This window comes from Rhizobium sp. NPDC090279, from assembly GCF_044769665.1.
Lineage (GTDB): Bacteria > Pseudomonadota > Alphaproteobacteria > Rhizobiales > Rhizobiaceae > Rhizobium.
The window spans coordinates 37,711-62,159 of sequence record NZ_JBIVYI010000014.1 but is presented as its reverse complement, the minus strand read 5'-3'; the positions used below and the strand labels follow the sequence as shown (position 1 = coordinate 62,159).

Genomic DNA, 24,449 nt, shown 5'->3' with positions numbered 1-24,449 from the left:
CGGGCGATTAGGCGTCGCGTCAGCTCTTGACCGAGCCGCGCCACTTCTTGAGGAAGTCGAGGCGCTTCGCGGGGTCCATGAACTCCAGGCGCGAGTCGTCGAGCGCGATGGGCTTGAGGTTGCCGCCGACCAGCGCGTTGATGGTGTTGAGGTTGTATCCCTGGTCGACGTCGGTGCGCAGAGACGGCATGCCCTTCGATGCGATGGCGTTCTGGCCTTCCTGGGACAGCATGAAGTCGAGGAAGAGCTGGGCGGCATTGGGGTGCGGCGCATTCTTGATGACGGCCGCGACGCGCGAGAAGGCCGGCGTATAGTCCGAACCGAAGGCGACGCCGAGATTGGAAGCGCTCTTCACCCAATCGAGCGCATAGGAACCGATGAGGTTGAAGGCGATGACGTTTTCGCCCGAAACCACCGTTTCGCGCATGGAACCGGTCGAGGAATAGGTCTTGCCCTTGGCGGTTCCGAATGCCGTGACCAGATCCCAATAGTCGTTGCGCTGCTTGGAGTCGTTCGTCTGGATCATGAAGCCGACGCCGGACTTTTCCGGATCGAAGGTCGCGACCTTGCCGGCGACATCCTGTTTACCGAGAAACTCGATGAGGGCTGCGCGCGTGCGCGGCACATCGCTCTCCTTCAGGGCAATCTTGTTATAGATCATGCCGATCGGCTCGAGCGTCGTGGCGTAGACCGTCTTGTCATAGACGGCCCAGCTCGGCAGCGCGCCGATTTCCGTCGAGGCATAGGAGGCGAGATAGCCGTCGGCGGCAAGCTTGACCGTCTGGTCCATCGCCGATGTCCAGACAAGATCCCCGCCGACCTGGCCGGCTGCGGCCTCCGAGATGATGCGGTTATAGACGCCGTTGGTGCCGATATCGTTATAGTCGATGCGGATGCCCGGATATTTCTTGGTGAAGGCGTCGAGCAGTGCCTGGGCCTGTGACAGATCGGTCGCTGCGTAGACGGCGATCACGCCTTCCTTCTTGGCGGCGGCGATCAGATCCTCGCTTGCCGCAAAGGCTGTGCCGTTGATGCCGATCGCGATCGTGGCTGCAATGCTGAGTTTTCTGAATAGCAGTGACATTTGGTTTCCTCCCTGTTGACTGCTGCATGGGTCTGACTGCCGTTTGCATCCCCGACGTAAGGACATGCACAGACGGCGCGGCGCTCCTGACGGAGGGCCGTTGAATAGGATGTGATGGGCTGATGGTGGCCGGCGCCGATTGCCGAACGACAGGCGCTAGTCGCGGCCGAGCGCGGTTTTCATGATATCTCCTCCCCAATGGCCAGCCGGCTCACGAGCCGACCGTCTCTGTCCTCTACAGATTGCAGCGAAGGTGACATCGATTCCTGTCAGGGAACTGTCACGCCGGAAGAAGATGTATAGTGCGGTCGTCTCGCGCGGGTGGGCCGTGTTTAGGCCAGAGACGCGCTCCTCATGCGGGAGCCGCCATTTCGAGTTCCGCCTGACGTCCGAGACGCGTCATCCATTCGACGAAGTCCGGCCGCAGCTTGATCTGCCGGCCATAGTGACGGGCGAGCGCGGTCTTCAAATCGCCCTTCCTGCCGAGTTGCTCGTCGGCGAAGCCGATCATTTGAGAGTTCGGCCAGGCCTGTGGACGGATGGCCACCAGGCGGCTGAACAGGCTCTCGCCAGGCTCGTCCGGATTGGCCTGCGCCATCAGCGACAGCATGGCAGCCGTCGAGCGCGACACGCCCATATGGCAATGCACCAGCAGGTGGCGCGAAGCCCCTGGATCTTGTTGTGCCTGAAACTCGGAGCCGAATTTCAGGATCGTTTCGACATGTTCCGGCTGCGGCATCAGCCGCCCCGGAGCCGTTGCTATGATATCGTGAAAGCGCATCGTCGTGCGATGATGCTTGGCATAGGAATGAAACACATCGAGCTCGGGATATTCCGGATCGAGGAGGGAAAGCACGTGCGTAACGTTTCGCGCGCGCTGATCGGGCAGCTCCTCGATGCCACAAACCGTGAGTTCGGGAGAAAGAAGCATGCCCATTGTCATATCCCTCAAATCAACCCGCGATTCCACGGTGCTTCGCCACGATATAATGTCATCGCGCTGAAGTGAACGTGCTTTTGCCCATGCTGTCGCAAGGTAGCTACGCGGGCTAGGCCGTCGTAAACAAGACGACCTGCGTTTGGATCTCCGCATCCTCTATCTCCAGAATGCGATAGCCGAATGTCTTGGTATCGGCCTCAAGCCGCTCGGTTTGCTTGATGATCTGGTAGGAGACCGCCGGCGTGACATGCTGCCGAATGTTTGCCTCCCGGGCCTCGTCGAGCATGTGGTAGTGGCCGCAGAACACCGATATCTCGCAACCGGTGGCGATCAGAAGCGACCTGACATCGTCCCGGTCGCGCAGGGCGGCACCGGTTCGATCCACGGGCGTGTCGATCGGCAGGATCGGGTGATGCAGAAAGATTGCCGCCTTCTTCACACCCTCGAGTTCGCGCGCGAGCCATTTGCGCTGGCTGTCGCCAAGGATGTTGTCGGACGTATCGAGAAAGATCCGTTTCAGATGCGGGTCATGCTGTGAGAAGCATAGCTTGCCGTCGACGATATTTTCACCCGGATCGCAATACTGCGCGACATTGCCATAGGTATCGTGGTTGCCGAGGATAAGCGACATCTCGAAGGCATAGTCGCGCAGAAGTTCAAAGAAGCGGCCGACCGACGGCGCCGTGCCGATATCGCCGCCAAAGACGATCTTGGAGATGCCCTTGCGGGCGATGTCGTCGAGGACCACGCGCAGGTGATGCTCGTGCTCTCGCGGTGTTTCCTCGTAGCCCATCTTGTCGCCGGCGATTTCGCTTTTGGCAACCAGTGCCTGGCCGAGGTGAGCGTCGGTGAGGAAAGCAAGTGTTGTGTTCGTCATAACCGGGTTCCATGGCAATTGCGTGCAATTCCAGTTTAAGGCGGCAATCGGCCCGATGTTTCGATGTGTGTCGAAACATGCGAACTATTTCGGTGCTATCATGCTGGATATAAGGAGGCCGGAACATGATGCCACAGCCAAATATTGCCGCCGTCGCCTTTCTGATCGCAGATCCCGCGCGCGTCGCCATGCTGTCGGCGCTGCTTGACGGTCGGGCGCGGCCGGCGGGTGAACTTGCCTATGCCGCCGGCGTGACGGCGCAGACGGCGAGTTCGCATCTGGGAAAGCTTCTGACCGGTGGTCTGCTGGCGGTCGAAACCGAAGGTCGGCACCGCTACTTTCGTCTCGCCGGCCCCCATGTCGCGCTTGCCCTCGAGACGCTTGCCTCGATCGGCCCGGCGGAGCCGGTGCGACGAAAGCCGCTGACCCGTGAAGCGCACAAGCTCCGGTTTGCTCGCTGCTGTTATGATCATCTGGCCGGCCGCGTCGGAATTGCCGTAACCCATGGGATGCTGGAGAAGGGCTTCCTCGTCGCCGCCGAACAGAAACGGTTCGAACTGACGCCGGCCGGCGCCGAGTGGTTCGGCCGTATGGGTGTGAACACGGCCGGGATCAGACCGACGCGCTATGGGCTTGCCAGGCAGTGCCTGGACTGGACGGAACGGCAACATCATCTTGCCGGACCGCTCGGCGTTCATTTTACCAACCTCCTCTTTGCCGAGGGCTGCATAAGGCGGTCACCTTCGTCCCGCGCCGTTGACGTCACGCCGAAAGGCTGGAAGATGCTGAAGGACCATCTCGGCATCCAGGAGCAGGCCTTGCTCTGAGCTTCGCTCTGCCGCATTGACTTCATTCCGACAATGGATGATCTTGGTAGGCCATATTATGGTATCCGAAGATCGAGGGTGCGGAAATGAATGATGATGCGCACAGCGCCGCAATTCGCGTGGAGCGTCCGGCCAAGACGCTGCGTGAGCTCGCCCTCGACAAGGTGCGAGAGGCAATCATCAACGGCTATTTCCGCCCCGGCGACCGGCTGGTCGAGCGTGATCTCTGCGCCCAGCTCGGCGTCAGCCGCACCATCGTACGCGAGGTGCTGCGCCACCTCGAATCTGAAGGTCTCGTCGCCAACCTTCCGAACAAGGGGCCGATCGTCGCGCAGCTCAATCATGACGAGGCCAAGCAGATCTACGAGATCCGTGCGGCGCTCGAAGGGATGGCGGCGCGGCTTTGCGCCGAGCAGAACAATCCCGCGATCGCCGATGCCCTCGACAAGTCGCTGGAAGATATAAAGCACAGCTATCGCGAGAAGGACATGGCCGGCGTGCTCGCCCACACATCGTCCTTCTATCAGACGCTGTTCAGCATGGTCGACCGCCATGTGGCCTGGGGTGTCGTCAACCTTCTGACCGTGCGCATCAATCATCTGCGCTCCATGACGATTAAGACGCAAAATCGCGATGTCCAGGGTCCAGCGCAGATGGCTCGTATCGTCGATGCCATCCGGCGCGGTGACGGCGAGGGTGCCTATCAGGCGGCGATGGATCATGTCACCAGCGCGAGCGCCATCGCCCAGGCCGTGCTTTCCGGGCGACAGCCGATCGATTGATTTCCGCATCCCGACGCGACTCTCTGCGAAACCGTCTCCAGGGCCATTGAAAATGACTGCCTCTCCTTCCTTTCTCGGTTTTCCGGATCGCCTTGACGATGGTTGCCTGCCGCGTGTGGTGATCTTCGCGGCCGCGCACGGCAGTACCTATCCCGGCAAGGACAGTAGCGGCTATGCCTTGTCGGCCGGTGCGATCCGGGCCGCCAGCCAGGGGGATGCCGCGCTTGTCGAGCATTGGGATTTCGATCTCGGCGGCCCGCTGTTCGACGGCAAGCCGGCCTGCTGTGTCGATGCCGGAAACATCGAGACCGTCATGCATGACAATGCCGGCAACCGAGACCGGATCGAGGCGAGGACGCGCGAGGTGCTGGCGTTGTCGGCCGTGCCGATCCTGCTTGGCGGGGATTGTTCCGTCACGATGCCGTTCATCGCCGGCTTTGCGGACCACGGACCGGTCTGGATTTTGCAGATCGATGCCCATATCGACTGGCGTGACGAACTGCATGGCGAGCGCCACGGCTATTCAAGCCCGATGCGCCGGGCAAGCGAGATGCCGCATGTTGCCGGAATGGTGCAAGTCGGTCTGCGCAGTGTCGGCAGCGCGCGTCCTTCGGACGTCGAGGCAGCGCAGCGCTATGGCAGTCGCTTCGTGACGGCTTGCGATATTCACGCACAAGGCGTCGAGGCTGCTCTTCGACATATTCCGGAGGGAGCCCGGGTCGTCGTCACCCTGGATTGCGACAGCATCGATCCCGGCATCATGCCTGGCGTCGCGGCGCGGACACCCGGCGGGCTGACCTATATGCAGGTCATCGACCTGATCGCCGGCCTTGGCAGGCGCGCTGACATAGCAGGCTTCGATCTGGTGGAACTTTATCCTCCCGCCGATATCGACGGCCTGTCGGCCATGACTGCGGCGCGTATCATCGTCAACGCGATAGGCGCCATCGTTCGCCAGGGATAAAGTCGGCCGATTTCCTTCGCCGTGATGGCACGCCGACCTGCATGACGCCGGACGAGGCCGATGGACATCGTCCTCATCAAATTGCCGTTTGGCTGGCGACGCGGGTTGACTCCGTCATGCCTTCGATGTGACGGTATACCATAATAACTAATACAAAGCGGAACATCGACAGCTGAAGATATCCGACGAACAAGCATCGCTTTCGCGGGCGCTTCACGTTGTCTGCCGGTAAGATATTGTTATAATTGAGAATTTCTGGTGTGCGGCAGTTTTTCAGTCCAGTCGCTCAAAGACGCTTGACAGTACGGTATTATGGCATACCATCATATATAATCTTAGATGAGAGCGAGCCATGAGCCTTCAAATCCGAAAAACCGTCCTGCAGATCGAAACGACGCTTGTTGAAGGGGGCAAGGAGGCGGCCGTGCCGTTGAAGCTCTTCTCGGCATGCGCGATCGTCAAAAACCCCTGGGCCGGCCGCGGCTTTGTCGCGGATCTGAAGCCCGAGATTCATACCGCCGCGCCTGTTCTCGGCGAATTGCTCACCAAGATGATCATCGATGCGGTCGGATCGGGCGAGGCAGTCGAGGCCTATGGCAAATCGGCAGTCGTCGGTCTCGATGGCGAGATCGAACACGCATCCGCGCTGATCCACACCCTGCGGTTCGGCAATCATTATCGCCACGCCGTCGGCGCCAAATCTTATCTCGCCTTCTGCAACACGCGTGGTCCCGCCAATGCGCCGATCATGATCCCGCTTATGGATAAGAATGATGAAGGCCGCCGTTCACATTATCTGACGATCCAGACGTCGGTCCCCGATGCGCCTGCCGCCGACGAGATCGTCGTGGCGCTTGGCGCCTCTGTGGGCGGACGGCCGCATCATCGGATCGGCGATCGTTACCAGGATCTCAAGGATCTGGGACAGGATGTCTCCAATCCGGCCGGCGTGTAAGGATCGGCGCCCGGGGATGCCGACGATGGAAACCATGGACCACGACAAGGCCGATCTGAAGACGGAAGGTCTGTTCCGTAAGCATACGGCGAGCGGGACCGCCTATCATGAAGTGGGCGAGGGGGCGCCGCTAGTTCTCATTCATGGCGTCGGCATGCGGCTCGAAGCCTGGTCTCCGCAGATCGCGGGTTTTTCAAAGAGTCATCGGGTCATTGCCGTCGATATGCCGGGACATGGCGAAAGCGCTGGATTGCCTGCAGGCAGCAAGCTGGAAGCCTTCGTCGGCTGGTTCGGCGGTTTCCTCGATGAGATGGCGCTCCATGAGGTCAATGTTGCCGGCCATTCGATGGGCGCGCTCGTTGCCGGAGGGGCGGCTGCCACGTTCGGCAAACGGATCAAGCGGGTCGCCTATCTCAACGGTGTCTATCGTCGCGATGCCGAAGCCACGGCGGCCGTGCTGGCGCGTGCCGCTGCAATATCGCTCGTTGGCGTCGACAAGGAAGGCCCGCTGCTGCGCTGGTTTGGCGACGATGCTCAAAGTGCGGTCGCGCGGGAGCTGACCCGCTACTGGCTGAGCCTTGTCGATCCGCAGGGTTATGCCACGGCCTATGCCGCTTTCGCCGGCGGTGACGAGACCTATGCCGATCGCTGGCCCGATGTCGGTGCGCCTGCCCTGTTTCTGACGGGTTCCGATGATCCGAATTCGACGCCGCTGATGGCCGAACAGATGGCCGCTGCCGCACCCAAAGGCTGGGCGAAGATCGTCGAGGGGCACCGCCATATGGTGAACCTGACGGCGCCCGATATCGTCAACGAGCTGCTCGCCGAGTGGCTTTCATGCGGGGAGGACGCGAGATGACGACGCAAGACTTCGACTCAAGGGCGCTGCGCGACGCCTTCGGTGCATTTCCGACCGGTGTCACGGTCGTCACCGCACGCGATCAGGCGGGCCTGCCGCTTGGCTTTACGGCAAATTCCTTCACGTCAGTGTCGCTCGATCCGCCGCTCCTTCTTGTCTGCCTCGCAAAGACCTCGCGCAATTTCGCCGCCATGACGAGCGCCAACCACTTTGCGATCAATGTGCTGTCGGAGACGCAGAAGGCCGTCTCCAACACCTTTGCGCGACCCGTGGAAGACAGGTTTGCCGCCGTCGAATGGAATTCAGGCGCGGATGGCTGTCCGATCCTTGCCGATGTCGCCGCCTGGTTCGAATGCGTAATGCAAGAGGTGATCGAAGCCGGCGACCATGTCGTCTTGATGGGACGCATCGTCTCGTTCGACAATAGCGGCCGCAACGGTCTCGGCTATGCCCGCGGCGGCTATTTCACACCGATCCTGGCGAGCAAGGCGGTTTCTGCCGCTGCGGAAGGCGATATCGAACTGGGTGCGGTCGTCGAGCGCGATGGCGAAATCCTGCTGCTCGGGCATGATGTTCTGGCTCTTCCCAATTGCGAGGGCAGGGAGGGTAGCCCCGCCGACATTCTTAACCAGTATCTGACTGCGCTGACCGGTCTTTCGGTCACGGTCGGCTTTCTCTATTCGGTCTATGAAGGCAAGAGCGACGGCAAGCATCACATCGTCTATCGCGCCTTCGCCTCGCAAGGCGAGCCGCGTGAGGGTAGGTTCCTGAAGCCTGACGCATTGAAGGCTGCGCACTTCAAGACGAGTTCGACGGCCGATATCGTCGCCCGCTTCGCAATGGAAAGCCAGATCGGCAATTTCGGGGTCTATTTTGGTGACGAGACCTCCGGCATGGTGCGGCCAGTTTCCGGGAAGGCGGTGCAAGCATGAAATTCTCCCTCTTCGTCCACATGGAGCGCCTCGATGCGAGCCAGACGCATAAGAGCCTCTATGACGAGTTCGTCGCGCTGTGCGAGATCGCCGACAAGGGCGGCATGCACGCGATCTGGACGGGCGAGCATCACGGAATGGACTTCACCATCGCGCCCAATCCCTTCGTGACGATCGCCGATCTGGCGCGGCGGACATCGCGGGCAAGGCTCGGCACGGGAACGGTGATCGCGCCATTCTGGCATCCGATCAAGCTTGCCGGCGAAGCAGCCATGGCCGACATCATCTGCGATGGCAGGCTCGATATCGGCATCGCCCGCGGCGCCTATTCCTTCGAATATGAACGGTTGCTGCCGGGTCTTGATGCCTGGGGCGCGGGTCAGCGCATGCGCGAGTTGATCCCCGCCGTCAAAGGCGTTTGGCAAGGGGATTACGCTCATGAAGGCGAGTTCTTCAAATTCCCCGCGACCACTTCGGCGCCAAAGCCGCTGCAGCAGCCGAACCCGCCGATCTGGGTTGCAGCGCGCGACCCGAATTCGCATGAATTTGCCGTTGCCAATGGCTGCAATGTCCAGGTGACGCCGCTCTGGCAGGGGGATGACGAGGTCGAGGCGCTGATGGGCCGGTTCAACGATGCCTGCGTCAAGAACCCTGATATCAACAGACCGAAGATCATGCTCCTGCGCCATACCTATGTCGGTTCGTCCGAGGATGACATCGCCCGGGCTGCCCATGAGCTCAGCGTCTACTACAATTACTTCTTCGCCTGGTTCAAGAACGAGAAGCCGGTCCATCAGGGCCTGATCGAGCGCATTCCTGAAGAAGAGATTCTAGCCAACGGCATGCTGTCCGATGCGGTCATGCGCAGCAACAATGTCGTCGGTGATGCATCCACAGTGATCGCCCGACTGAAGGCCTATCAGGCGATGGGCTACGACGAATATTCCTTCTGGATCGACACCGGCATGTCGTTCGAGCGCAAGAAAGCCTCGCTCGAGCGCTTCATCGCCGAGGTCATGCCGGCATTTGCGGAGTAAATGTCATGCAGCGCTTCCAGTCCTATATCGACGGTGAGTTTCTGGACGGGGAGGCCCGCTTCCAGAGCATCGATCCCGCGACCGGCGACGTCTGGGCGGAGATGCCGGAAGCGCGCGAGGCCGATGTCGATCGTGCTGTCAATGCCGCCGAGATGGCCCTCTATGAAGGTCCGTGGGCGAAGATGACGGCGACGCAGCGCGGCAAGCTTCTCTACAAGCTTGCCGATCTGGTTGCGGCCAATGCGCAGAAGCTCGCTGAACTCGAGACGCGCGACACCGGCAAGATCATTCGCGAAACTTCTGCGCAGATCGCCTATGTCGCCGACTATTATCGCTACTATGCCGGCATCGCCGACAAGATCGAAGGCTCCTACCTGCCGATCGACAAGCCTGACATGGATGTCTGGCTGCGCCGGGAGCCGATCGGCGTCGTCGCCATGGTCGTGCCGTGGAACAGCCAGCTCTTTCTCTCCGCCGTCAAAATCGGCCCTGCGCTCGCGGCAGGTTGCACCATGGTCGTCAAGGCATCGGAAGACGGTCCTGCACCGCTCCTGGAATTCGCGCGGCTGGTCCACGAGGCGGGTTTCCCGGCTGGCGTCATCAACATCATCACCGGTTTCGGCCCGTCTTGCGGCGCAGCGTTGGGACGCCATCCCAAGGTCGCGCATATCGCCTTCACCGGCGGACCGGAGACGGCGCGTCATGTCATCCGCAATTCGGCCGAGAACCTTGCGTCGACATCGCTGGAACTGGGCGGCAAATCGCCCTTCATCGTCTTTGCCGATGCCGATCTCGAAAGTGCCGCCAATGCGCAGGTTGCCGGCATTTTTGCAGCGACCGGCCAAAGCTGCGTCGCAGGTTCCCGCCTGATCGTCGAGCGCAGCGTCAAGGACGCATTTGTGTCGATCCTCAAGCGCAAGGCCGAGGCAATCCGCATTGGCTCGCCCCTCGACATGGCAACCGAGGTCGGCCCGCTTGCCACCAAACGCCAGCAGGATCATGTGGTCGCTCTCGTCGAGAAATCCATCGGGAGCGGCGCCCGGCTCGTCACTGGCGGGCAAAGGCCCGATGGCGCCGGCTATTATTTCCCGCCGACGATCCTTGATTGCGATGGCGTCAACTCGCCGTCGCTCGCCGAGGAATTCTTCGGTCCCGTCCTGTCCGTCGTCTCTTTCCAGACGGAAGCGGAAGCCCTGCGCCTTGCTAACGACACGCGCTACGGACTGGCATCCGGTGTCTTCACCCAAAACCTCACGCGCGCCCATCGCCTGATGAAGGGCATCCGCGCCGGCGTCGTCTGGGTCAACACCTATCGCGCGGTATCGCCGATTGCGCCCTTCGGCGGCTTCGGACTTTCCGGCCACGGCAGGGAAGGCGGGTTGGCAGCGGCGCTCGATTACACCCGTACCAAGACAATCTGGCTACGCACGTCGGATGATCCGATCCCCGATCCCTTCGTCATGAGGTAAGGCCGATGTTTTACGAGATCCGCACCTACAGGCTGAAGAACGGCACGATCCCCCAATATCTGAAAGTCGTGGAAGAGGAAGGGATTGCGATCCAGAAGGCGCATCTCGGCAACCTCGTCGGCTACTTCTTCTCTGAAATCGGAACGATCAACGAGATCGTGCATATCTGGGCCTATGCGAGCCTCGACGACCGCGAAGCGCGGCGCGGGCGACTGGCGGCCGACCCCGCATGGCAGGCCTTCCTGCCGAGGATTCGCGATCTGATCGAAGTCGCGGAAAACAAGATTATGAAGCCCGCCGGTTTTTCCCCGCTGGGATGAACGGGCGGCCGCATAAGGCATGCCTCAAAGACTGAAAAACAAGGACAAGGGAACATGAAAGCAAGAATTGCACTCGCGGCCTTTGCCGCAATGATGGCCGCATCCATGCCCGCCAGGGCCGACACCATGGTCTTTACGAGCTGGGGAGGAACGACGCAGGATGCGCAGAAGGTCGCCTGGGCCAACCAGTTCACGGCAAAGACCAATATCGGCGTCATGCAGGACGGCCCCACGGACTACGGCAAGCTGAAGGCGATGGTCGAAGCCGGCCAGGTCAGCTGGGACGTCGTCGACGTCGAGGGCGACTATGCCGCGCAGGCTGGCAAGGACGGCCTGCTTGAAAAGCTTGACTTCTCCGTCATCGACAAGTCCAAGCTCGATCCGCGTTTCGTCAGCGACTACTCGGTGGGCAGCTTTTATTATTCCTTCGTCATCGGCTGCAATGCCGATGCCGTCAGTGCGTGCCCGAAGACCTGGGCAGATCTGTTCGACACGAAGAAATTCCCCGGCAAGCGCACCTTCTACAAATGGTCCGCACCGGGCGTCATCGAAGCCGCACTGCTCGCCGACGGCGTTCCCGCCGACAAGCTCTATCCGCTCGATCTCGACCGTGCGTTCAAGAAGCTCGATACGATCAAATCCGATATCGTCTGGTGGTCGAGCGGCGCGCAGTCCCAGCAGCTTCTGGCATCGGCCGAGGCGCCCTTCGGCAGTCTCTGGAACGGCCGCATGACCGCGCTTGCCAACAGCGGCGTCAAGACGGAGACGTCCTGGAGCCAGAACATCACGGCAGCGGATTCCCTTATCATTCCCAAGGGTGCCCCGAACATGGAAACGGCGATGAAGTTCATCGCGCTGGCGACCTCGGCACAGGCGCAGGCAGACATGGCGAAGGCGACCGGATATGCGCCGATCAATATCGACTCGGCGAAATTGATGGACCCGGAGACGGCCAAGACCCTGCCGGACCAGCAGACGGCGAGCCAAGTGAACGCCGATATGAGCTATTGGGCTGCAAACCGGGATGCCATCGGCAAGAGATGGTACGCCTGGCAGGCAAAGTAAGCTCCTAAGACAACTAGGCCGTCGCGGATCGAGGTCCGCGGCGGGGCAATGCGAGATCCGGGCGTCGCTGCAGCCAAGGCTGCCTGTCGGCGCCCCTGGCGGGAAGGAATTGCCATGTCGACATATATGGACATTGCGGAAGAGGCTGTATCGGTGCGCAAGGCGGCAAGGCCCACGGGATTTGCACAGGTGGCGCCCGCTCTCGCCTTCGTGACGATCTTCTTTGTCCTTCCGGTGATCGCGCTGCTTTTACGCAGCGTGATGGAGCCGGCATTCGGCCTTGGCAATTATGCCGAACTGCTGGGGTCCGAAACCTATCTGAAGATCTTCGTCAACACCTTCATCGTATCGGGCCTCGTCACCGTCATATCGCTTTTGATCGGCTTTCCCGTCGCCTGGACGCTGGCGATCATGCCGTCGCGATGGGCCTCCGTGATCTTTGCGATCCTGCTTCTATCGATGTGGACCAATCTGCTGGCGCGAACCTATGCCTGGATGGTGCTCTTGCAGCGCACGGGATTGATCAACAAGATGCTGATCGGCGCCGGATTGATCGACAAGCCGCTCGCGCTCGTCAACAACCTCACAGGCGTAACGATCGGCATGACCTATATCATGCTGCCCTTCATCGTCCTGCCGCTCTACGGCGTCATCAGGAAGATCGACCCGGCCGTGCTGCAGGCGGCAGCACTCTGCGGTGCCAGCCGCTGGCAATGCCTGACCCGGGTACTGCTGCCGCTTGCCGCTCCTGGCATGATGGCCGGCGCCCTGATGGTGTTCGTCATGTCGCTCGGCTATTACGTCACGCCCTCGCTGCTTGGCGGCACGGCAAACATGATGCTGGCCGAGCTCATCGCGCAATTCGTGCAATCCCTGGTCAACTGGGGCATGGGCGGAGCGGCCGCCTTCGTCCTGCTCGTCGTCACGCTCACACTCTATGCCGTCCAGCTGCGGCTCTTCGGCGTGCAGAACACGGGAGGGCGCTGAGATGTTGTTGAATTTCGACCGCCTCGGCTGGTGGAAATATGTGCTGCTCGCCATCACGGTCCTGACGGCGGCTTTCCTCCTAATGCCGATCCTCTTCATTGCGGCCTTGTCGTTCGGCTCGTCGCAATGGCTGATCTTTCCGCCGCCGGGCTGGACCTGGCGTTGGTATGCCGAGCTGCTTTCCGATCCGCAATGGCTCGCCTCCGCCTGGACGAGCTTCAAGATCGCGGCGATCGTCACGGTGCTTTCGGTGCTGCTTGGCCTGGTGACGTCCTTCGGTCTCGTGCGGGGAAAATTCCTGTTTCGCGATGCGTTGAAGGCATTGTTTTTGACGCCGATGATCCTTCCGGTCGTCGTCTTTGCGGTAGCGCTTTATGCCTTCTTCCTGCGCGTAGGGCTTGGCGGCACCTTGATCGGTTTCGTGCTCTCGCATCTTGTCCTGGCGCTGCCTTTTTCCATCCTGTCCATTTCCAGCGCGCTTGAAGGCTTCGACAAGTCCATCGAGGATGCAGCCGTGCTCTGTGGCGCCTCCCCGCTCGAGGCGAAGATCAGGGTGACGCTGCCGGCCATCAGCCACGGGCTCTTCTCCGCCGCCGTCTTCTCGTTCCTGACATCGTGGGACGAGGTGGTCGTGGCGATCTTCATGGCGAGCCCGACATTGCAGACACTGCCGGTCAAGGTCTGGACGACGCTCAGGCAGGATCTCACGCCCGTCGTCGCTGCCGCCTCCACACTTCTCATTCTGTTGACGGTCATGTTGATGACGCTGGCCGCGATCGTACGCAAGGTTCTGAAATCATGAGCGAATCCTTCCTGAAGATCAAAGGCATCCGCAAGGAATACGGCCCCGTCGTTGCCGTCCACGACGTCAATCTCGAGGTCAGGCGCGGCGAGTTTCTGACCTTTCTCGGCCCCTCCGGATCGGGCAAGAGCACCACGCTCTATATCCTCGCCGGCTTCGAGAACCCGACCAAAGGGGATATCCTGCTGAATGGCGAGACGTTGCTGTCGACGCCCTCGCACAAGCGCAATATCGGCATGGTGTTCCAGCGCTATACGCTGTTTCCGCATCTGACTGTGGGCGAGAATATCGCCTTTCCGCTGAAGGTGCGGCGCAAGTCCAAGGCCGAGGTCGATAGCCGTGTCAGGGAAATGCTGCGTCTCGTCCGGCTCGAGGGCTTCGAGGATCGCAAGCCCGCACAGATGTCGGGCGGCCAGCAGCAGCGCGTGGCGCTTGCACGAGCCCTTGCGTATGATCCGCCGGTGCTGCTCATGGACGAGCCTTTGTCGGCGCTCGACAAGAAGCTGCGCGAGGAGATCCAGCACGAGATCAGGCGTATCCACCAGCAGACTGAGGTAACGATCCTTTACGTGACCCATGATCAGGAGGAGGCGCTGCGTTTGTCCGATCGTATCGCCGTCTTCTCCAAGGGCGTCATCGACCAGATCGGCACGGGGCCGGAGCTATATGCAAATCCCAAAACCCGCTTCGTTGCCGAGTTCATCGGCGACAGCGATTTCATATCCTGTCAACTGCTGTCCTCGAATGACGGCCAGGCGACGATCTCGCTCGGCGACAAGACCGTCTTCGACAGCATCCCGGTTCATGGCCGGCCGACATCGGGCAGCAAGGCGGCTTTGATGCTGCGGCCGGAGCGCATCCGGCTCGGGCGCCAGGCGGGCGCAAGCAGGAGCCTCAGCGCCACCGTCAACGATATCACCTTCCTCGGCAACAATGTGCATGTGACGACCCGGATCGCCGCCGGCGAAACGCTCTCCGTGCGACTGCCCTTTGGCCACGAGGCAATCTCGGGCCTCAGCCGCGGCGATAATGTGCATCTGGAGTTCGATCCGGACGCCGCCCATGTCTTCTGCTGAAGTGTGTCACATAAATCTGGTAGATTGACTCTAATGTGAGCCGTGCATAAATTTCCCTAGTATTCCCAACGTGCGCCTGCGTTAAAAAATAACGGAAATGGTTGACGAGGAATGTTGATGGACATGGCTCACCCGTCTCGCGATGACTGTCCCGAGGAGTTCAGTCTCACGCGCCGGAAACTGCTGGTGGGTGGGGCTTTGTTCGTGGGAGGCGCGTTGCTGCCTCCGGAGGTTTCAGCGCAAACTTTAGGTGCGGTCGCGCCGGAAGTCTCGACGAACTTCATGGAAGTGTCGTCTCTCCTCATTGATCATCATCTGGATGCCGAGGTCGGCGCACGCATGGCCGGTGCCATGCTGCGGATACATCCGACGCTTGCGCAGGATATCGGCGCGATTATTGAAATTGCGAAGAAAAAGAACGCCAGGATCGTCGAGGACTTCTTTGCCGATATTCCGGAGGGGAGCCTCAAGGATACGGCTCTCGCCATTATTTCGGCCTGGTATACCGGTGTCGTCGATAATTCCAGCACCGCAGAAGTCTTCGCCTTCGAGACGGCGCTTATGTACCAGCCGACCCATGACGTCATGACAATCCCAACCTACGCGATATCCGCTCCGAACGGATGGAATGCGGAGGCCCCACCTCTCGGCAATATGCCGACATTCTGACGAGAGCCGCCCAGCGCGCGAATACGCGTCGCTGGCGGCTTCCAGCAAATCGAGCAAGGCCCTTGAGAGGGTTTTTTCAAGGGAAGGCCGGTTTGTAGCGGGTTTTGACGTGCCTACCTCAGTCTTTGGATATTTGGGATCGATAGGATGGCAAACGACTACAGTGCCGATGTTATCGTCGTCGGGACAGGCGTCATCGGCTGCATTGTCGCCGAGCAGGCGCTGGACGCGGGCTTGTCTGTGCTCATGCTGGAAGCAGGCCCTCGCGTGGAGCGCTGGCAGATCGTTGAAAACTATCGCAACGTGCCGCCTCGGTTCAAACAGAATTGGAATGCGCCCTATCCGGCCAAGCCTTGGGCACCGCATATTGAATCAGAGTTGGTAGACGCCACGACCGACTACCTGCAACTGCAAGGGCCAAACGGGCGGGCATACCGTCAGGGTTATGTGCGCTATGCCGGCGGTGCGACGTGGCATTGGGCGGGCATCTGTTGGCGCCTGCATCCCGATGATATGCGGCTGAAGAGCCTCTACGGCGTCGGCCGCGATTGGGCGTTCGATTACAACACGCTGGAACCCTATTATACCCGAGCCGAATATGCGCTGGGGGTCTGCGGTCCGTCCGAGGTTGAGCTGCAATGGCCGCCATTGCCGCGCTCCAAGCCCTATCCGATGGGCCGTATTCCTTTCGGCCAGGGTGAGCAGCGTTTTACCGAGGCTGCTGCACGGGTCGGCATCACCAATCTTCCGGCCCCTCAAGCTCGCAACAGCGGCGTTTCCTACGATGGCCGGCCACCCTGTTGCGGCAACAACAACTGCTTCCCGGTCTGTCCGATCTCTGCGAAATACGATGCGGCATCGGCCCTGCCACGGATCGAATCAAAAGGTGGCAGGATTCTTGCGAATGCCGTCGTCTACCGCGTGGAGACGGATGCGAAGCAAAACATCCAGGCGGTGCATTTCTTCAATCCCAACAAGGAAACGCAAAGGGTTGTCGGCAGGCTTTTCGTCATTGCCTGCAACGCCATAGAGACGCCGAAACTGCTTCTGATGTCCAGGGACGAACGCAACCCCAATGGCGTTGCCAACCATTCGGATCAGGTCGGACGCAATCTGATGGATCAGCCCAAGATCACCGCGCAGCTCTTGCTTGCGGAACCCATGTGGACGGGCGTCGGCCCTGTGCAGGGCAGCAGCATCATGATGACGGGGCAGGGCGATTTCCGTAGCCAGCATGCCGGCGCCATGCTTCGCTGCGAAAATGCGGCTCTCAGTGCCGTCGGCGGTCAGGCAGCGCTTGCAAAGGGGTTGGTCGGCAAAGCGCTGGACGCCGAGATTCGCAGGCTCTCGGCCTGCACCGCGCGATTGACGATCGAGCACGAGATCCTGTCGGACCCCAACAACCGCCTGACCTTGTCGGATAAGAAGGACTGGCTCGGCCTCAACAAGCCGAACATCTACTACGACGTCGGCGACTATGTCCGCCGCGGCCACCAGGAATATACTCTGCCGCTGCTGAAGAAACTGATCACGGAGCTTGGTGCCGTCGAAAGCGAGATCGCCACCACCTTCACCAACAGCGACCACATGATGGGAAGCTGCATCATGGGCACCGATCCCACCGACTCCGTCGTCGATGTCGACTGTCGCGCGCATGATCATCACAATCTTTTCTTGCCGGGCGGCGCGGCGATGACATCGGGAGGATGCGGCAACAGCACCATCACGATGGCGGCCTTGGCCATGAAGGCCAGCGATGCCATCATCGACCAGTTGAAGCGAGGCTGAACGTGGATACTTTCTTCAGGTTCTTTGGCTTCCGGTTTCTGGGCGCTGCAATCTGTCTGATGTCCGCAAGCTCGGCAGCCTTCGCTGCAGGCGACGATGCGCAGGCAGCCTCGGTCAAGCGCGGGGCCTATATCGCCATCGCGTCTGATTGCTCCGCCTGCCACACGGCGCCAGGCGGCAAGCCGTTTGCAGGGGGGCTGGCCATCGTCTCTCCGGTCGGCACGATCTTCTCCACCAATATCACGCCTTCGACGACTGCGGGCATCGGGCAATATAGCGAGGACCAGTTTGCCCGCGCCGTGCGGCGCGGTGTTCGCGGCGATGGCGCCAACCTCTATCCAGCGATGCCTTACACATCGTACAATGTGCTGACGGACGCGGATATCCACGACCTCTACACCTACTTTCAGCACGGCGTCGAACCCGTCGATACCGTGCCGACGCGCACCGCCCTGCCGTTTCCGATGAATATTCGCCTCTCGATGATGGCGTGGAACCTCCTTTTCCTCGGCAACGGCGCTAGTGAGGCCGACGCCACGCAATCGCCCGAATGGAACCGCGGCAAATATCTTGCCGATGGACCTGCGCATTGCAGCACATGCCATACGCCGCGCGGCTTTCTGATGCAGGAATTGTCCGGATCTTATCTGGGAGGCGGGCAAGTCGGCCCATGGTATGCGCCAAATATCACCTCCGACAGCGGCAGCGGTATTGGCAGCTGGAGCAAGGACGAACTTGCTCAATATTTGTCGACCGGCTCGCTGCCCGGCAAGGCGCAGGCCGCCGGCAGTATGGGCGAGGCCGTCGAGCACAGCTTTTCCAAGCTCACGCAGCAAGACGTAGCGGCGATCGCGACCTATATCAAAACCGTGGCGCCGCTGCATGATGCGTCGGATGACCAGTCGCGGTTCGGCTACGGCAAACCCTTCTCCGAGCTTGCTAGCTTGCGGGGCGCGAACCCGATCCGCTCCGATACGGACCTGCAGGCGAGCGGCGCCGTGCTGTTTTACGGCAATTGTGCCTCCTGCCATCAGGCGCTCGGCCAAGGCAGCAAAGATGCCTATTATCCGAGCCTGTTCCACAATTCGGCGACAGGTGCGGCCAATCACGACAATCTGATCGCCACCATCCTCAACGGCGTCAACCGGACCACGCCCAAGGGTCAGGCCTTCATGCCCGGCTTCGGCGGCAAGGCCAATGACATTAATGCTCTCAACGACAGCCAGGTCGCGACGCTGGCGAATTACGTGATTGACAATTATGGCCGGACGGGCACGCCGGTCACACCTGCCGATGTTGCTCAAGTGCGGGCTGGTGGCCCCGCGTCTTCACTCCTGCTTCTGGCGCGCATCGGCATCGCCGCTGCCGTCGTCGCCGGTCTGGTGATCATATTGCTGCTCGTCTTCTGGCGGCATCGGCGAGCCAGGAGCAGGATGGCTTGACAGTCCTGTCGCTCCATCTGCACGGGCGCGCCGTGATCGCGGAAGCAGTCCAGCCGGAAGACCGCGTCGCGCTTCAGTGCTGACTGGCGGCGGGTACTCCTCGAAGCGCGATGAAGACGACCAGCGCCAGGATGGCGATCATCGCGGCGACCAGGATCAGGACGGAGCCGTGTGCCTGCAGGAAGGCCGTCTTGGCCGCGCCTGCGATTGCCCCGCCCATATCGCCGCCGCGGTCGCGCGCGGCCGCCATGGCTTCGCCGATTGAATATGTCGCGCTATCCGGAGTACCCGCCGGTCCTGAAAAGGAGGACCGGTAGATGGAGTTTACCAGAACGCCGAACATGGTGACCCCAAGGCCGCCGCCAAGTTCGTAGCCGGTGCTTTCGAGAGCGCCGGCGGCCCCCGCGCTCTCCTTTGGCGCGTTTCCCATGATCGCGATCGAGGATGCCAGAAGGCCAACGCCAAGCGCAAATCCCAGAACTGCCAGAAGGAAGGCGACGAGATAATCGTGTTTTCCGAAATCGGTGAAGGAAATTGCAAATAGCGACGCAGCCGCGGCTGCCATCGACAGCGAAGCGACGGCGCGAAGGCCGAAGCGGGTCGCCAGCTGGCCTCCGAGCGGACCGCCAACGGCGGCGGCGGCGACCAGCGGCAGCATGAAGATGCCAGCCTCGAGCGGCGTCTTGCCAAGAACGAACTGGAGTTCCTGCGCCAGCACCAGTTCGAAGCCGGCAAGCGACCCGCTCGCAATGAACGCCATCAGCAGGCCGACGGCGATCGCCGGCTTCTTCAGCAATGACAGGTCGAGGATCGGGTTCTTGGAAGAAACCTGCATCCGCCCGAACCAGGCAAGTATGGCGATGCCGCCGAGGAGTGCTGCGGCGGATGATGCGTGGAGCCCGTCCTTGACCCCGGATTTGATGCCGAAGACCGTCAGGATCAAGCCTGAGACCAGCACCAGCGCCTGCCACGGATTCCAGGCGGTCTGGCGATCTCCCGGCAGTGACGGCACCAAGACCCAGACCATCGGGATGACGATTGCCATGACCGGTACGTTGACGAGGAAGACCGAGCCCCACCAGAAACGTTCCAGAAGCAGGCCGCCGATCAGCGGTCCGATTGCAGCGCCCGCCGTGCCGACCACGCTCCAGATGCCGAGCGCGGTTGCCCGTTCTGCATCGTCCTCGAACACCTGCCGGACAAGCGCGAGCACGCAGGGCATGATCATCGACGATCCGATGCCAAGAGCCGCGCGCGCCGCGATCAGCGCCGGCGCCGTCGGGGAAAATGCGGCGGCGATCGAAGCGAGGTTGAAGATGCCAAGACCGAGCAACAGCATCCGGCGATAGCCGATGCGATCGGCAAGCGTGCCCATCGGAACGAGAAGGCCGGCCATCACGAGCGGATATATGTCGATGATCCAAAGGACCTGGTTTCCCGACGCTCCGAGCGCGACGGTCAGCGAGGGGATGGCGATATGGAGGATCGTCATGTCCACGACGACCGGAACGAATGCGGCAATAACCGCGGCGAGAACGAGCCAAGGATTGGGTTGCATGGGACACCTCAGTATATGGTCTGGAAACGATTGTCTCGTTCACCGTGCAGAAGGCGGCTTGGCGCCACCTTCATCAGGCAGGCGAGCCGCCCACCCGGATCAGGGATGGGCGGCCGGTGCGGGCGGGACGTCGGCGCCTGCACCTTTCTCTTCGACCGGTCTCTTGGTCCGCAGGAGGGGCGGGATTGAGCTTCTCTATCGCACGCTAGTATTCTAAATAGACCTACGATATCAATATGTTGAGTTGACGTACCAACGCAAACGCCGCTACTATTATCCTCCAATTTCCGATCATGGTGGTATCCCCGTTTTAGGTCCTGGAGGTAAATCATGGCGAAGCGAAGTGCGGTGCTTCTGACCAAGCATGTCGTCGATTCGGCGTGTTCAGATCATGACCGCTACCATATATGGGACAGCGAGCTTTCGGGCTTTGGTCTACGCGTCTCTCCAACAGGCGTGAAAACTTTCATCATCAAGTATCGAACGGATGGCGGTGGTCGATCAGCCACCCAGCGCGTTCTGACCATAGGGCATTTCGGTCCGATTACAGTCGAGCAAGCCAGACGAGTCGCCAAGGCTAAGCTCGGAGGTGTTGCAGCCGGTGCAGATCCGGCCGAAGCTCTTCAGAGCAGGCGTCGTGACATTACGATGAGCGGGCTAATCGATTTGTATGAGAAGGAAGGTTGTTTCATTAGGCGTGGTCGAGCGCAGGGAAAGCCGATAAAGGCAACAACCAAATCCCCCCTTTTGGCGCGGCTTCGTAACCATGTCGTGCCGTTTCCGCCTTGAGAAGCTGGGACAGGATCGGAATGGCAGCCTCGAACGCCGGCGATCCTTGCTCAGTAAGATCACCGACGGCGTGGGCCATCCCATGCATCTTCAATTGCCGCAGCATGATGACGATCGCGCCGCTTGCCGGGTTATGACGCATGGCGAACCTCCGTCTTTCTCAAGGTGTCGTACCGTTCGACATTGGCCTTGGGCTCATTGGTGAGCGTCAGCGCCTGAGGCGCGTCGAGGGTCGGCGGTGTGAAGGATTTGCCATCGACGAGGCAATGCAGCAGGTTCAGCACATGCGTTTTGGTTGGAACGCCGGACTTCCGCGCCATGTCGACGGCCGACAGGACGGCCTGCTCATCGTGTTGAAGAACGAGCGCCAGGATATCGACCATCTCGCGGTCACCGCCTGGCTTCTTGAGCAGGTATTGCTGCAAAGTGCGGAATGCATCAGGAAGCTCGACGAATGGAGCACCATTGCGAAGAGCGCCGGGTTTGCGCTGAACGACCGCCAGATAATGCCGCCAGTCGTAAATGGTCTGGCCCGGCCGATCATGAGAACGATCGATGACCCGGCGGTGCTCACAGACAATCAGACCTTCTGCGGTGACCACGACACGCTCCGGATAAACCCGAAGGCTCACCGGTCGATTGGCGAAGGAGGCCGGAACGCTGTAGCGGTTGCGCTCCAGATGCACGAGGCAGGTTGGTGTGACCCGCTTCGTGTATTCGACAAAACCATCGAAAGGCCTGGAAATGGGCATGAGAGTTGGCGCTTCCTCAGCCCAGAGGTCGACGATGGCGCCACGCATCTGACCATGTGGCGTTTTCGCCCAGAACTCCTTGCACCGCAGCTCAAGCCAGTCGTTCAGTGCTTCCAGTGACGGAAAGCGCGGGACCGGTTGGAAGAAGCGATGACGCGCATCCTGAACATTCTTCTCGACCTGCCCCTTCTCCCAGCCGGATGCTGGGTTGCAGAACTCAGGTTCGAACACATAATGGCTGGCCATCGCCATGAAGCGCACGTTGACGTCACGATCCTTGCCTCGGCCCACCTTGTCGATCGCTGTGCGCATGTTGTCGTCGATGCCGCGGCCAGGGATGCCACCGAAGATACGGAAGGCATGATTATGGGCATCGAACAGCATCTCATGTGTCTGCAGGAGGTAAGCCCGCACGATGAAGGCACGGCTGTAGCTCAGCTTCGTGTGCGCCACCTGCAGCTTGGTGCGCTCATTGCCAATGACCGCCCAGTCTTCTGACCAGTCGAATTGGAAGGCTTCGCCCGGCTCGAACGCCAAGGGCACAAATGTCCCTCGGCCCGTCGTCTGCAATTCCCTCTGCCGATCATCCCGCCATTCTCGAGCAAATGCCGCCACCCGATTGTAGGAACCTTCGTAGCCAAGGCTGACCAGATCGGCGTGCAACTGCTTCATCGTCCGCTTCTGCTTGCGGCCCTTCTTGGATTCCGTCTTCAGCCAGGTCGACAACCGATCCGCAAACGGATCAAGCTTGCTCGGCCGCTCAGGGGCGTTGAACTTCGGCTCCACGCCGCCGGCACGCAGGTATTTGCGGATAGTATTTCGGGAAAGGCCGGTCCTGCGGCAAATCTCCCGGATCGATAGATGCCCTCGAAAATGCCAGCGTCGGATCACGCTCAGTAATGCCATGTCGATCACTCCAGAGCCCTCGCTGAAAACATGCGAGGGACGGTTCAAACATGGGTCAATTCTCAATGGAAATATCGCGCTGCGCCGGGTCAGCTCTCAGTGGAAATCAACAATCGCGGCCGCCTCATTGACCTTTTCCAATGCCACCTCAATGTCCAACCCGGCAGCAAGGTTGGCAGCCAGCACGGCGATAAACTCGTCGCCTGCTCCATGCGTGCTGACGAGCTTCACCTTTCGAGCAGGGATTGCGATTTCCCTCGAATTCCCACGTTCAACGTACGTAGCCCCTTCGCCTCCGGCCGCCACCGTGGACGCCGTGCCAGTCTTCAGGGCCGCGGACGACCGAGAAGGAGGAGACAAGCGGCGCTTCCAACGCCTGCAACGGCGATCACCGCTCCCATAGGCCATGGGGTGCCGTCGGCCAGTATTCCGGTGACCGCCGATCCGATCACGCCGCTACCATATTGGATCGCCCCCGTCAGGGCCGAGGCGGCGCCGGCGCGCGTCGGAAAGTTGGCTAGCGCCCCCGATATCGCATTCGCAGCGACGAAGCCGTTCATCGCAGTGAACGCCCAGAGACTGGTCGCCATCCCGAACACTCCTCCGAAATCAGTGGCAGTTACGAGAGCGAGGTTGACACCGGTCAGGGCGGCGCCGATGGCGCCTGCCTTCAGCATTCGATCACTGCCGAACCGGTGCACGAGGCGGGAATTGGCGAAGTTCGTGGCCATCAGGCCGATCGTTCCGACGGCAAAGGCAAGGCCGTAGAGTTGCGGGGACAAATGATGATAGTCGATGTAAGCGAAAGACGAACTGGAAATGCCAGCAAAGACGCCTGCGTAGAAGAAGCCGACCGCACCGGCGTAGCCAAGCAGTCGGACGTCGCGGATCAGGGTTCCGTACGCCGCGAACGCGCCAGACATTGTCTCGGCGTTTCGTCGGTCCCTCGGGAGCGTCTCGGGAATGGTAAAGAGCGCGATCAGCGTGACGAAGCCGATGCCGACAAGCGACCAAAAGATCGCCGGCCAAGGTCCAACACGCAGGATCAGGCCACCAACGCTCGGCCCGAGAAGCGGTGCGATCGCCATGACGGTCATAAGAGTCGAGAGAACCTTTGCAGCGCGGTCGCGACTATAGAGATCTCGCACCATAGCGCGGGCGAGAACAACGCTTGCGCATGCTCCAATCGCCTGCAGGACACGGAAGGATATCAGTTGGGTAACGTTGGTCGACAAGGCGCAACCCGCGCAGCCCGCCATGAAAAGAATTAGGCCGAACGCGACCGGCCCCCTCCGTCCGAATCGGTCGCCTATCGGACCCCAGAAGAGCTGCCCGAGGCTGAAGCCGATCAGGTAGCCGGAGACCGTGTACTGCAGGCTTCCCTGCGAGGTCTGCAGCGCAGCGCTCATCCCCGGCATGGCGGGCAAGTAAAGATCGGTCGAGATGGACGCAAACGCCAACAATGTGCCAAGTACGGCCATCAGCCACATCTCGGAGACCTTGGCGGGGGATGTCGGTTTGATCGCGATCACGTCCATCTCGGATGTCATCGGGGTTTGTCCTTGCTGT

24 protein-coding genes and 1 pseudogene are annotated in these 24,449 nt (G+C 60.7%); 17 read left to right on the top strand and 8 right to left on the bottom strand.

The features are described 5' to 3' along the window. Positions 1 to 19: 19 nt before the first annotated feature. The 3 genes from ACIQWP_RS28080 to ACIQWP_RS28070 form a co-directional block, all read right to left on the bottom strand. Complete coding sequence (locus ACIQWP_RS28080) at positions 20 to 1,084, bottom strand: ABC transporter substrate-binding protein (protein ID WP_402794699.1); 1,065 nt, start codon at positions 1,082 to 1,084, stop codon at positions 20 to 22. 352 nt (positions 1,085 to 1,436) lie between these two features. Beyond that, entirely contained in the window at positions 1,437 to 2,015 is a 579-nt protein-coding gene (locus ACIQWP_RS28075; protein WP_402794921.1) for a tyrosine phosphatase family protein, read from the bottom strand. Between the two features lie 118 nt (positions 2,016 to 2,133). Beyond that, positions 2,134 to 2,901: a metallophosphoesterase family protein gene (locus tag ACIQWP_RS28070; RefSeq protein WP_402794696.1), complete on the bottom strand. Its 768-nt coding sequence runs from the start codon at positions 2,899 to 2,901 to the stop codon at positions 2,134 to 2,136. Between the two features lie 125 nt (positions 2,902 to 3,026). On the opposite strand from ACIQWP_RS28070, the gene ACIQWP_RS28065 reads away from it, so the two are divergent. From ACIQWP_RS28065 to ACIQWP_RS27990, 16 genes are all read left to right on the top strand, one after another. Beyond that, on the top strand, positions 3,027 to 3,728 hold the full coding sequence (locus ACIQWP_RS28065; RefSeq protein WP_402794693.1) for an ArsR/SmtB family transcription factor: 702 nt from the start codon (positions 3,027 to 3,029) through the stop codon (positions 3,726 to 3,728). Between the two features lie 86 nt (positions 3,729 to 3,814). Further along, positions 3,815 to 4,510, top strand: coding sequence for a GntR family transcriptional regulator (locus ACIQWP_RS28060; protein WP_402794690.1), 696 nt, complete (start codon positions 3,815 to 3,817; stop codon positions 4,508 to 4,510). A gap of 52 nt (positions 4,511 to 4,562) precedes the next feature. Continuing rightward, positions 4,563 to 5,474: an agmatinase gene (locus ACIQWP_RS28055; protein WP_402794687.1), complete on the top strand. Its 912-nt coding sequence runs from the start codon at positions 4,563 to 4,565 to the stop codon at positions 5,472 to 5,474. Positions 5,475 to 5,826: 352 nt separating this feature from the next. Next, complete coding sequence (locus tag ACIQWP_RS28050) at positions 5,827 to 6,429, top strand: amino acid synthesis family protein (RefSeq protein ID WP_402794684.1); 603 nt, start codon at positions 5,827 to 5,829, stop codon at positions 6,427 to 6,429. A gap of 16 nt (positions 6,430 to 6,445) precedes the next feature. Continuing rightward, positions 6,446 to 7,288, top strand: coding sequence for an alpha/beta fold hydrolase (locus ACIQWP_RS28045; RefSeq protein WP_402794681.1), 843 nt, complete (start codon positions 6,446 to 6,448; stop codon positions 7,286 to 7,288). Then, entirely contained in the window at positions 7,285 to 8,220 is a 936-nt protein-coding gene (locus tag ACIQWP_RS28040) for a flavin reductase family protein (protein ID WP_402794679.1), read from the top strand. The genes ACIQWP_RS28045 and ACIQWP_RS28040 overlap by 4 nt, the downstream gene beginning before the upstream one ends. After that, positions 8,217 to 9,257, top strand: a complete 1,041-nt coding sequence (locus tag ACIQWP_RS28035; RefSeq protein WP_402794676.1) for an LLM class flavin-dependent oxidoreductase — start codon at positions 8,217 to 8,219, stop codon at positions 9,255 to 9,257. Before ACIQWP_RS28040 ends, ACIQWP_RS28035 begins: the two co-directional genes overlap by 4 nt. A gap of 5 nt (positions 9,258 to 9,262) precedes the next feature. Next, complete coding sequence (locus ACIQWP_RS28030; RefSeq protein WP_402794673.1) at positions 9,263 to 10,726, top strand: aldehyde dehydrogenase; 1,464 nt, start codon at positions 9,263 to 9,265, stop codon at positions 10,724 to 10,726. Between the two features lie 5 nt (positions 10,727 to 10,731). Next, positions 10,732 to 11,046, top strand: a complete 315-nt coding sequence (locus ACIQWP_RS28025; RefSeq protein ID WP_402794672.1) for an NIPSNAP family protein — start codon at positions 10,732 to 10,734, stop codon at positions 11,044 to 11,046. Positions 11,047 to 11,100: 54 nt separating this feature from the next. Then, positions 11,101 to 12,111 (top strand): ABC transporter substrate-binding protein, encoded by a 1,011-nt coding sequence (locus ACIQWP_RS28020; protein WP_402794670.1) that lies wholly within the window; start codon positions 11,101 to 11,103, stop codon positions 12,109 to 12,111. A gap of 114 nt (positions 12,112 to 12,225) precedes the next feature. Beyond that, positions 12,226 to 13,098, top strand: coding sequence for an ABC transporter permease (locus ACIQWP_RS28015; protein WP_402794668.1), 873 nt, complete (start codon positions 12,226 to 12,228; stop codon positions 13,096 to 13,098). 1 nt (position 13,099) lies between these two features. Further along, positions 13,100 to 13,900: an ABC transporter permease gene (locus tag ACIQWP_RS28010; RefSeq protein WP_402794666.1), complete on the top strand. Its 801-nt coding sequence runs from the start codon at positions 13,100 to 13,102 to the stop codon at positions 13,898 to 13,900. Then, positions 13,897 to 14,976 carry an ABC transporter ATP-binding protein gene (locus ACIQWP_RS28005; RefSeq protein WP_402794664.1) on the top strand — a complete coding sequence of 360 codons (1,080 nt, stop codon included), beginning with the start codon at positions 13,897 to 13,899 and terminating at the stop codon, positions 14,974 to 14,976. The genes ACIQWP_RS28010 and ACIQWP_RS28005 overlap by 4 nt, the downstream gene beginning before the upstream one ends. 123 nt (positions 14,977 to 15,099) lie before the next feature. After that, positions 15,100 to 15,645, top strand: coding sequence for a sorbitol dehydrogenase family protein (locus tag ACIQWP_RS28000; RefSeq protein WP_402794662.1), 546 nt, complete (start codon positions 15,100 to 15,102; stop codon positions 15,643 to 15,645). A gap of 147 nt (positions 15,646 to 15,792) precedes the next feature. Further along, positions 15,793 to 17,433: a GMC family oxidoreductase gene (locus ACIQWP_RS27995; protein WP_402794659.1), complete on the top strand. Its 1,641-nt coding sequence runs from the start codon at positions 15,793 to 15,795 to the stop codon at positions 17,431 to 17,433. A 59-nt stretch (positions 17,434 to 17,492) separates the two neighbouring features. Beyond that, positions 17,493 to 18,875, top strand: coding sequence for a c-type cytochrome (locus ACIQWP_RS27990; RefSeq protein ID WP_402794656.1), 1,383 nt, complete (start codon positions 17,493 to 17,495; stop codon positions 18,873 to 18,875). A gap of 73 nt (positions 18,876 to 18,948) precedes the next feature. Here ACIQWP_RS27990 and ACIQWP_RS27985 read toward each other — a convergent pair whose 3' ends face one another. After that, complete coding sequence (locus ACIQWP_RS27985) at positions 18,949 to 20,433, bottom strand: MFS transporter (protein WP_402794653.1); 1,485 nt, start codon at positions 20,431 to 20,433, stop codon at positions 18,949 to 18,951. Positions 20,434 to 20,763: 330 nt separating this feature from the next. Here ACIQWP_RS27985 and ACIQWP_RS27980 point away from each other — a divergent pair, with 330 nt between their 5' ends. Then, positions 20,764 to 21,222 (top strand): Arm DNA-binding domain-containing protein, encoded by a 459-nt coding sequence (locus ACIQWP_RS27980; RefSeq protein WP_402794650.1) that lies wholly within the window; start codon positions 20,764 to 20,766, stop codon positions 21,220 to 21,222. Here the strand turns inward: ACIQWP_RS27980 and ACIQWP_RS27975 are convergent. The 4 genes and pseudogenes from ACIQWP_RS27975 to ACIQWP_RS27960 all read right to left on the bottom strand — a co-directional run. Next, a pseudogene (locus ACIQWP_RS27975) lies at positions 21,206 to 21,364 on the bottom strand (ATP-binding protein); the annotation flags it as partial. The gene ACIQWP_RS27980 and the pseudogene ACIQWP_RS27975 sit on opposite strands and share 17 nt — an antisense overlap. Beyond that, positions 21,354 to 22,880, bottom strand: a complete 1,527-nt coding sequence (istA, locus tag ACIQWP_RS27970; RefSeq protein WP_402794648.1) for an IS21 family transposase — start codon at positions 22,878 to 22,880, stop codon at positions 21,354 to 21,356. The pseudogene ACIQWP_RS27975 and the gene istA, both read right to left, overlap by 11 nt. A 96-nt stretch (positions 22,881 to 22,976) precedes the next feature. Next, positions 22,977 to 23,288, bottom strand: a complete 312-nt coding sequence (locus ACIQWP_RS27965) for a PfkB family carbohydrate kinase (protein WP_402794645.1) — start codon at positions 23,286 to 23,288, stop codon at positions 22,977 to 22,979. Next, a complete protein-coding gene (locus ACIQWP_RS27960) occupies positions 23,207 to 24,430 on the bottom strand; it encodes a multidrug effflux MFS transporter (RefSeq protein ID WP_402794642.1) in 1,224 nt (407 codons plus the stop codon). Before ACIQWP_RS27960 ends, ACIQWP_RS27965 begins: the two co-directional genes overlap by 82 nt. Between the last annotated feature and the right edge of the window lie 19 nt (positions 24,431 to 24,449).

Bases quoted from the DNA above. Each gene is read 5' to 3' on its own strand.
- ACIQWP_RS28060 (WP_402794690.1), top strand. From the start codon at position 3,815: ATGAATGATGATGCGCACAGCGCCGCAATTCGCGTGGAGCGTCCGGCC.
- ACIQWP_RS28000 (WP_402794662.1), top strand. From the start codon at position 15,100: ATGGCTCACCCGTCTCGCGATGACTGTCCCGAGGAGTTCAGTCTCACG.
- ACIQWP_RS27980 (WP_402794650.1), top strand. From the start codon at position 20,764: ATGGCGAAGCGAAGTGCGGTGCTTCTGACCAAGCATGTCGTCGATTCG.
- ACIQWP_RS28015 (WP_402794668.1), top strand. From the start codon at position 12,226: ATGTCGACATATATGGACATTGCGGAAGAGGCTGTATCGGTGCGCAAG.
- ACIQWP_RS28080 (WP_402794699.1), bottom strand. From the start codon at position 1,084: ATGTCACTGCTATTCAGAAAACTCAGCATTGCAGCCACGATCGCGATC.
- ACIQWP_RS27960 (WP_402794642.1), bottom strand. From the start codon at position 24,430: ATGACATCCGAGATGGACGTGATCGCGATCAAACCGACATCCCCCGCC.
- ACIQWP_RS27990 (WP_402794656.1), top strand. From the start codon at position 17,493: ATGTCCGCAAGCTCGGCAGCCTTCGCTGCAGGCGACGATGCGCAGGCA.
- ACIQWP_RS28050 (WP_402794684.1), top strand. From the start codon at position 5,827: ATGAGCCTTCAAATCCGAAAAACCGTCCTGCAGATCGAAACGACGCTT.
- ACIQWP_RS28045 (WP_402794681.1), top strand. From the start codon at position 6,446: ATGCCGACGATGGAAACCATGGACCACGACAAGGCCGATCTGAAGACG.
- ACIQWP_RS28025 (WP_402794672.1), top strand. From the start codon at position 10,732: ATGTTTTACGAGATCCGCACCTACAGGCTGAAGAACGGCACGATCCCC.
- ACIQWP_RS28070 (WP_402794696.1), bottom strand. From the start codon at position 2,901: ATGACGAACACAACACTTGCTTTCCTCACCGACGCTCACCTCGGCCAG.
- istA (WP_402794648.1), bottom strand. From the start codon at position 22,880: ATGGCATTACTGAGCGTGATCCGACGCTGGCATTTTCGAGGGCATCTA.
- ACIQWP_RS28065 (WP_402794693.1), top strand. From the start codon at position 3,027: ATGATGCCACAGCCAAATATTGCCGCCGTCGCCTTTCTGATCGCAGAT.
- ACIQWP_RS28040 (WP_402794679.1), top strand. From the start codon at position 7,285: ATGACGACGCAAGACTTCGACTCAAGGGCGCTGCGCGACGCCTTCGGT.
- ACIQWP_RS27985 (WP_402794653.1), bottom strand. From the start codon at position 20,433: ATGCAACCCAATCCTTGGCTCGTTCTCGCCGCGGTTATTGCCGCATTC.
- ACIQWP_RS27965 (WP_402794645.1), bottom strand. From the start codon at position 23,288: ATGGCCTATGGGAGCGGTGATCGCCGTTGCAGGCGTTGGAAGCGCCGC.
- ACIQWP_RS27995 (WP_402794659.1), top strand. From the start codon at position 15,793: ATGGCAAACGACTACAGTGCCGATGTTATCGTCGTCGGGACAGGCGTC.
- ACIQWP_RS28010 (WP_402794666.1), top strand. From the start codon at position 13,100: ATGTTGTTGAATTTCGACCGCCTCGGCTGGTGGAAATATGTGCTGCTC.
- ACIQWP_RS28030 (WP_402794673.1), top strand. From the start codon at position 9,263: ATGCAGCGCTTCCAGTCCTATATCGACGGTGAGTTTCTGGACGGGGAG.
- ACIQWP_RS28035 (WP_402794676.1), top strand. From the start codon at position 8,217: ATGAAATTCTCCCTCTTCGTCCACATGGAGCGCCTCGATGCGAGCCAG.
- ACIQWP_RS28075 (WP_402794921.1), bottom strand. From the start codon at position 2,015: ATGCTTCTTTCTCCCGAACTCACGGTTTGTGGCATCGAGGAGCTGCCC.
- ACIQWP_RS28055 (WP_402794687.1), top strand. From the start codon at position 4,563: ATGACTGCCTCTCCTTCCTTTCTCGGTTTTCCGGATCGCCTTGACGAT.
- ACIQWP_RS28020 (WP_402794670.1), top strand. From the start codon at position 11,101: ATGAAAGCAAGAATTGCACTCGCGGCCTTTGCCGCAATGATGGCCGCA.
- ACIQWP_RS28005 (WP_402794664.1), top strand. From the start codon at position 13,897: ATGAGCGAATCCTTCCTGAAGATCAAAGGCATCCGCAAGGAATACGGC.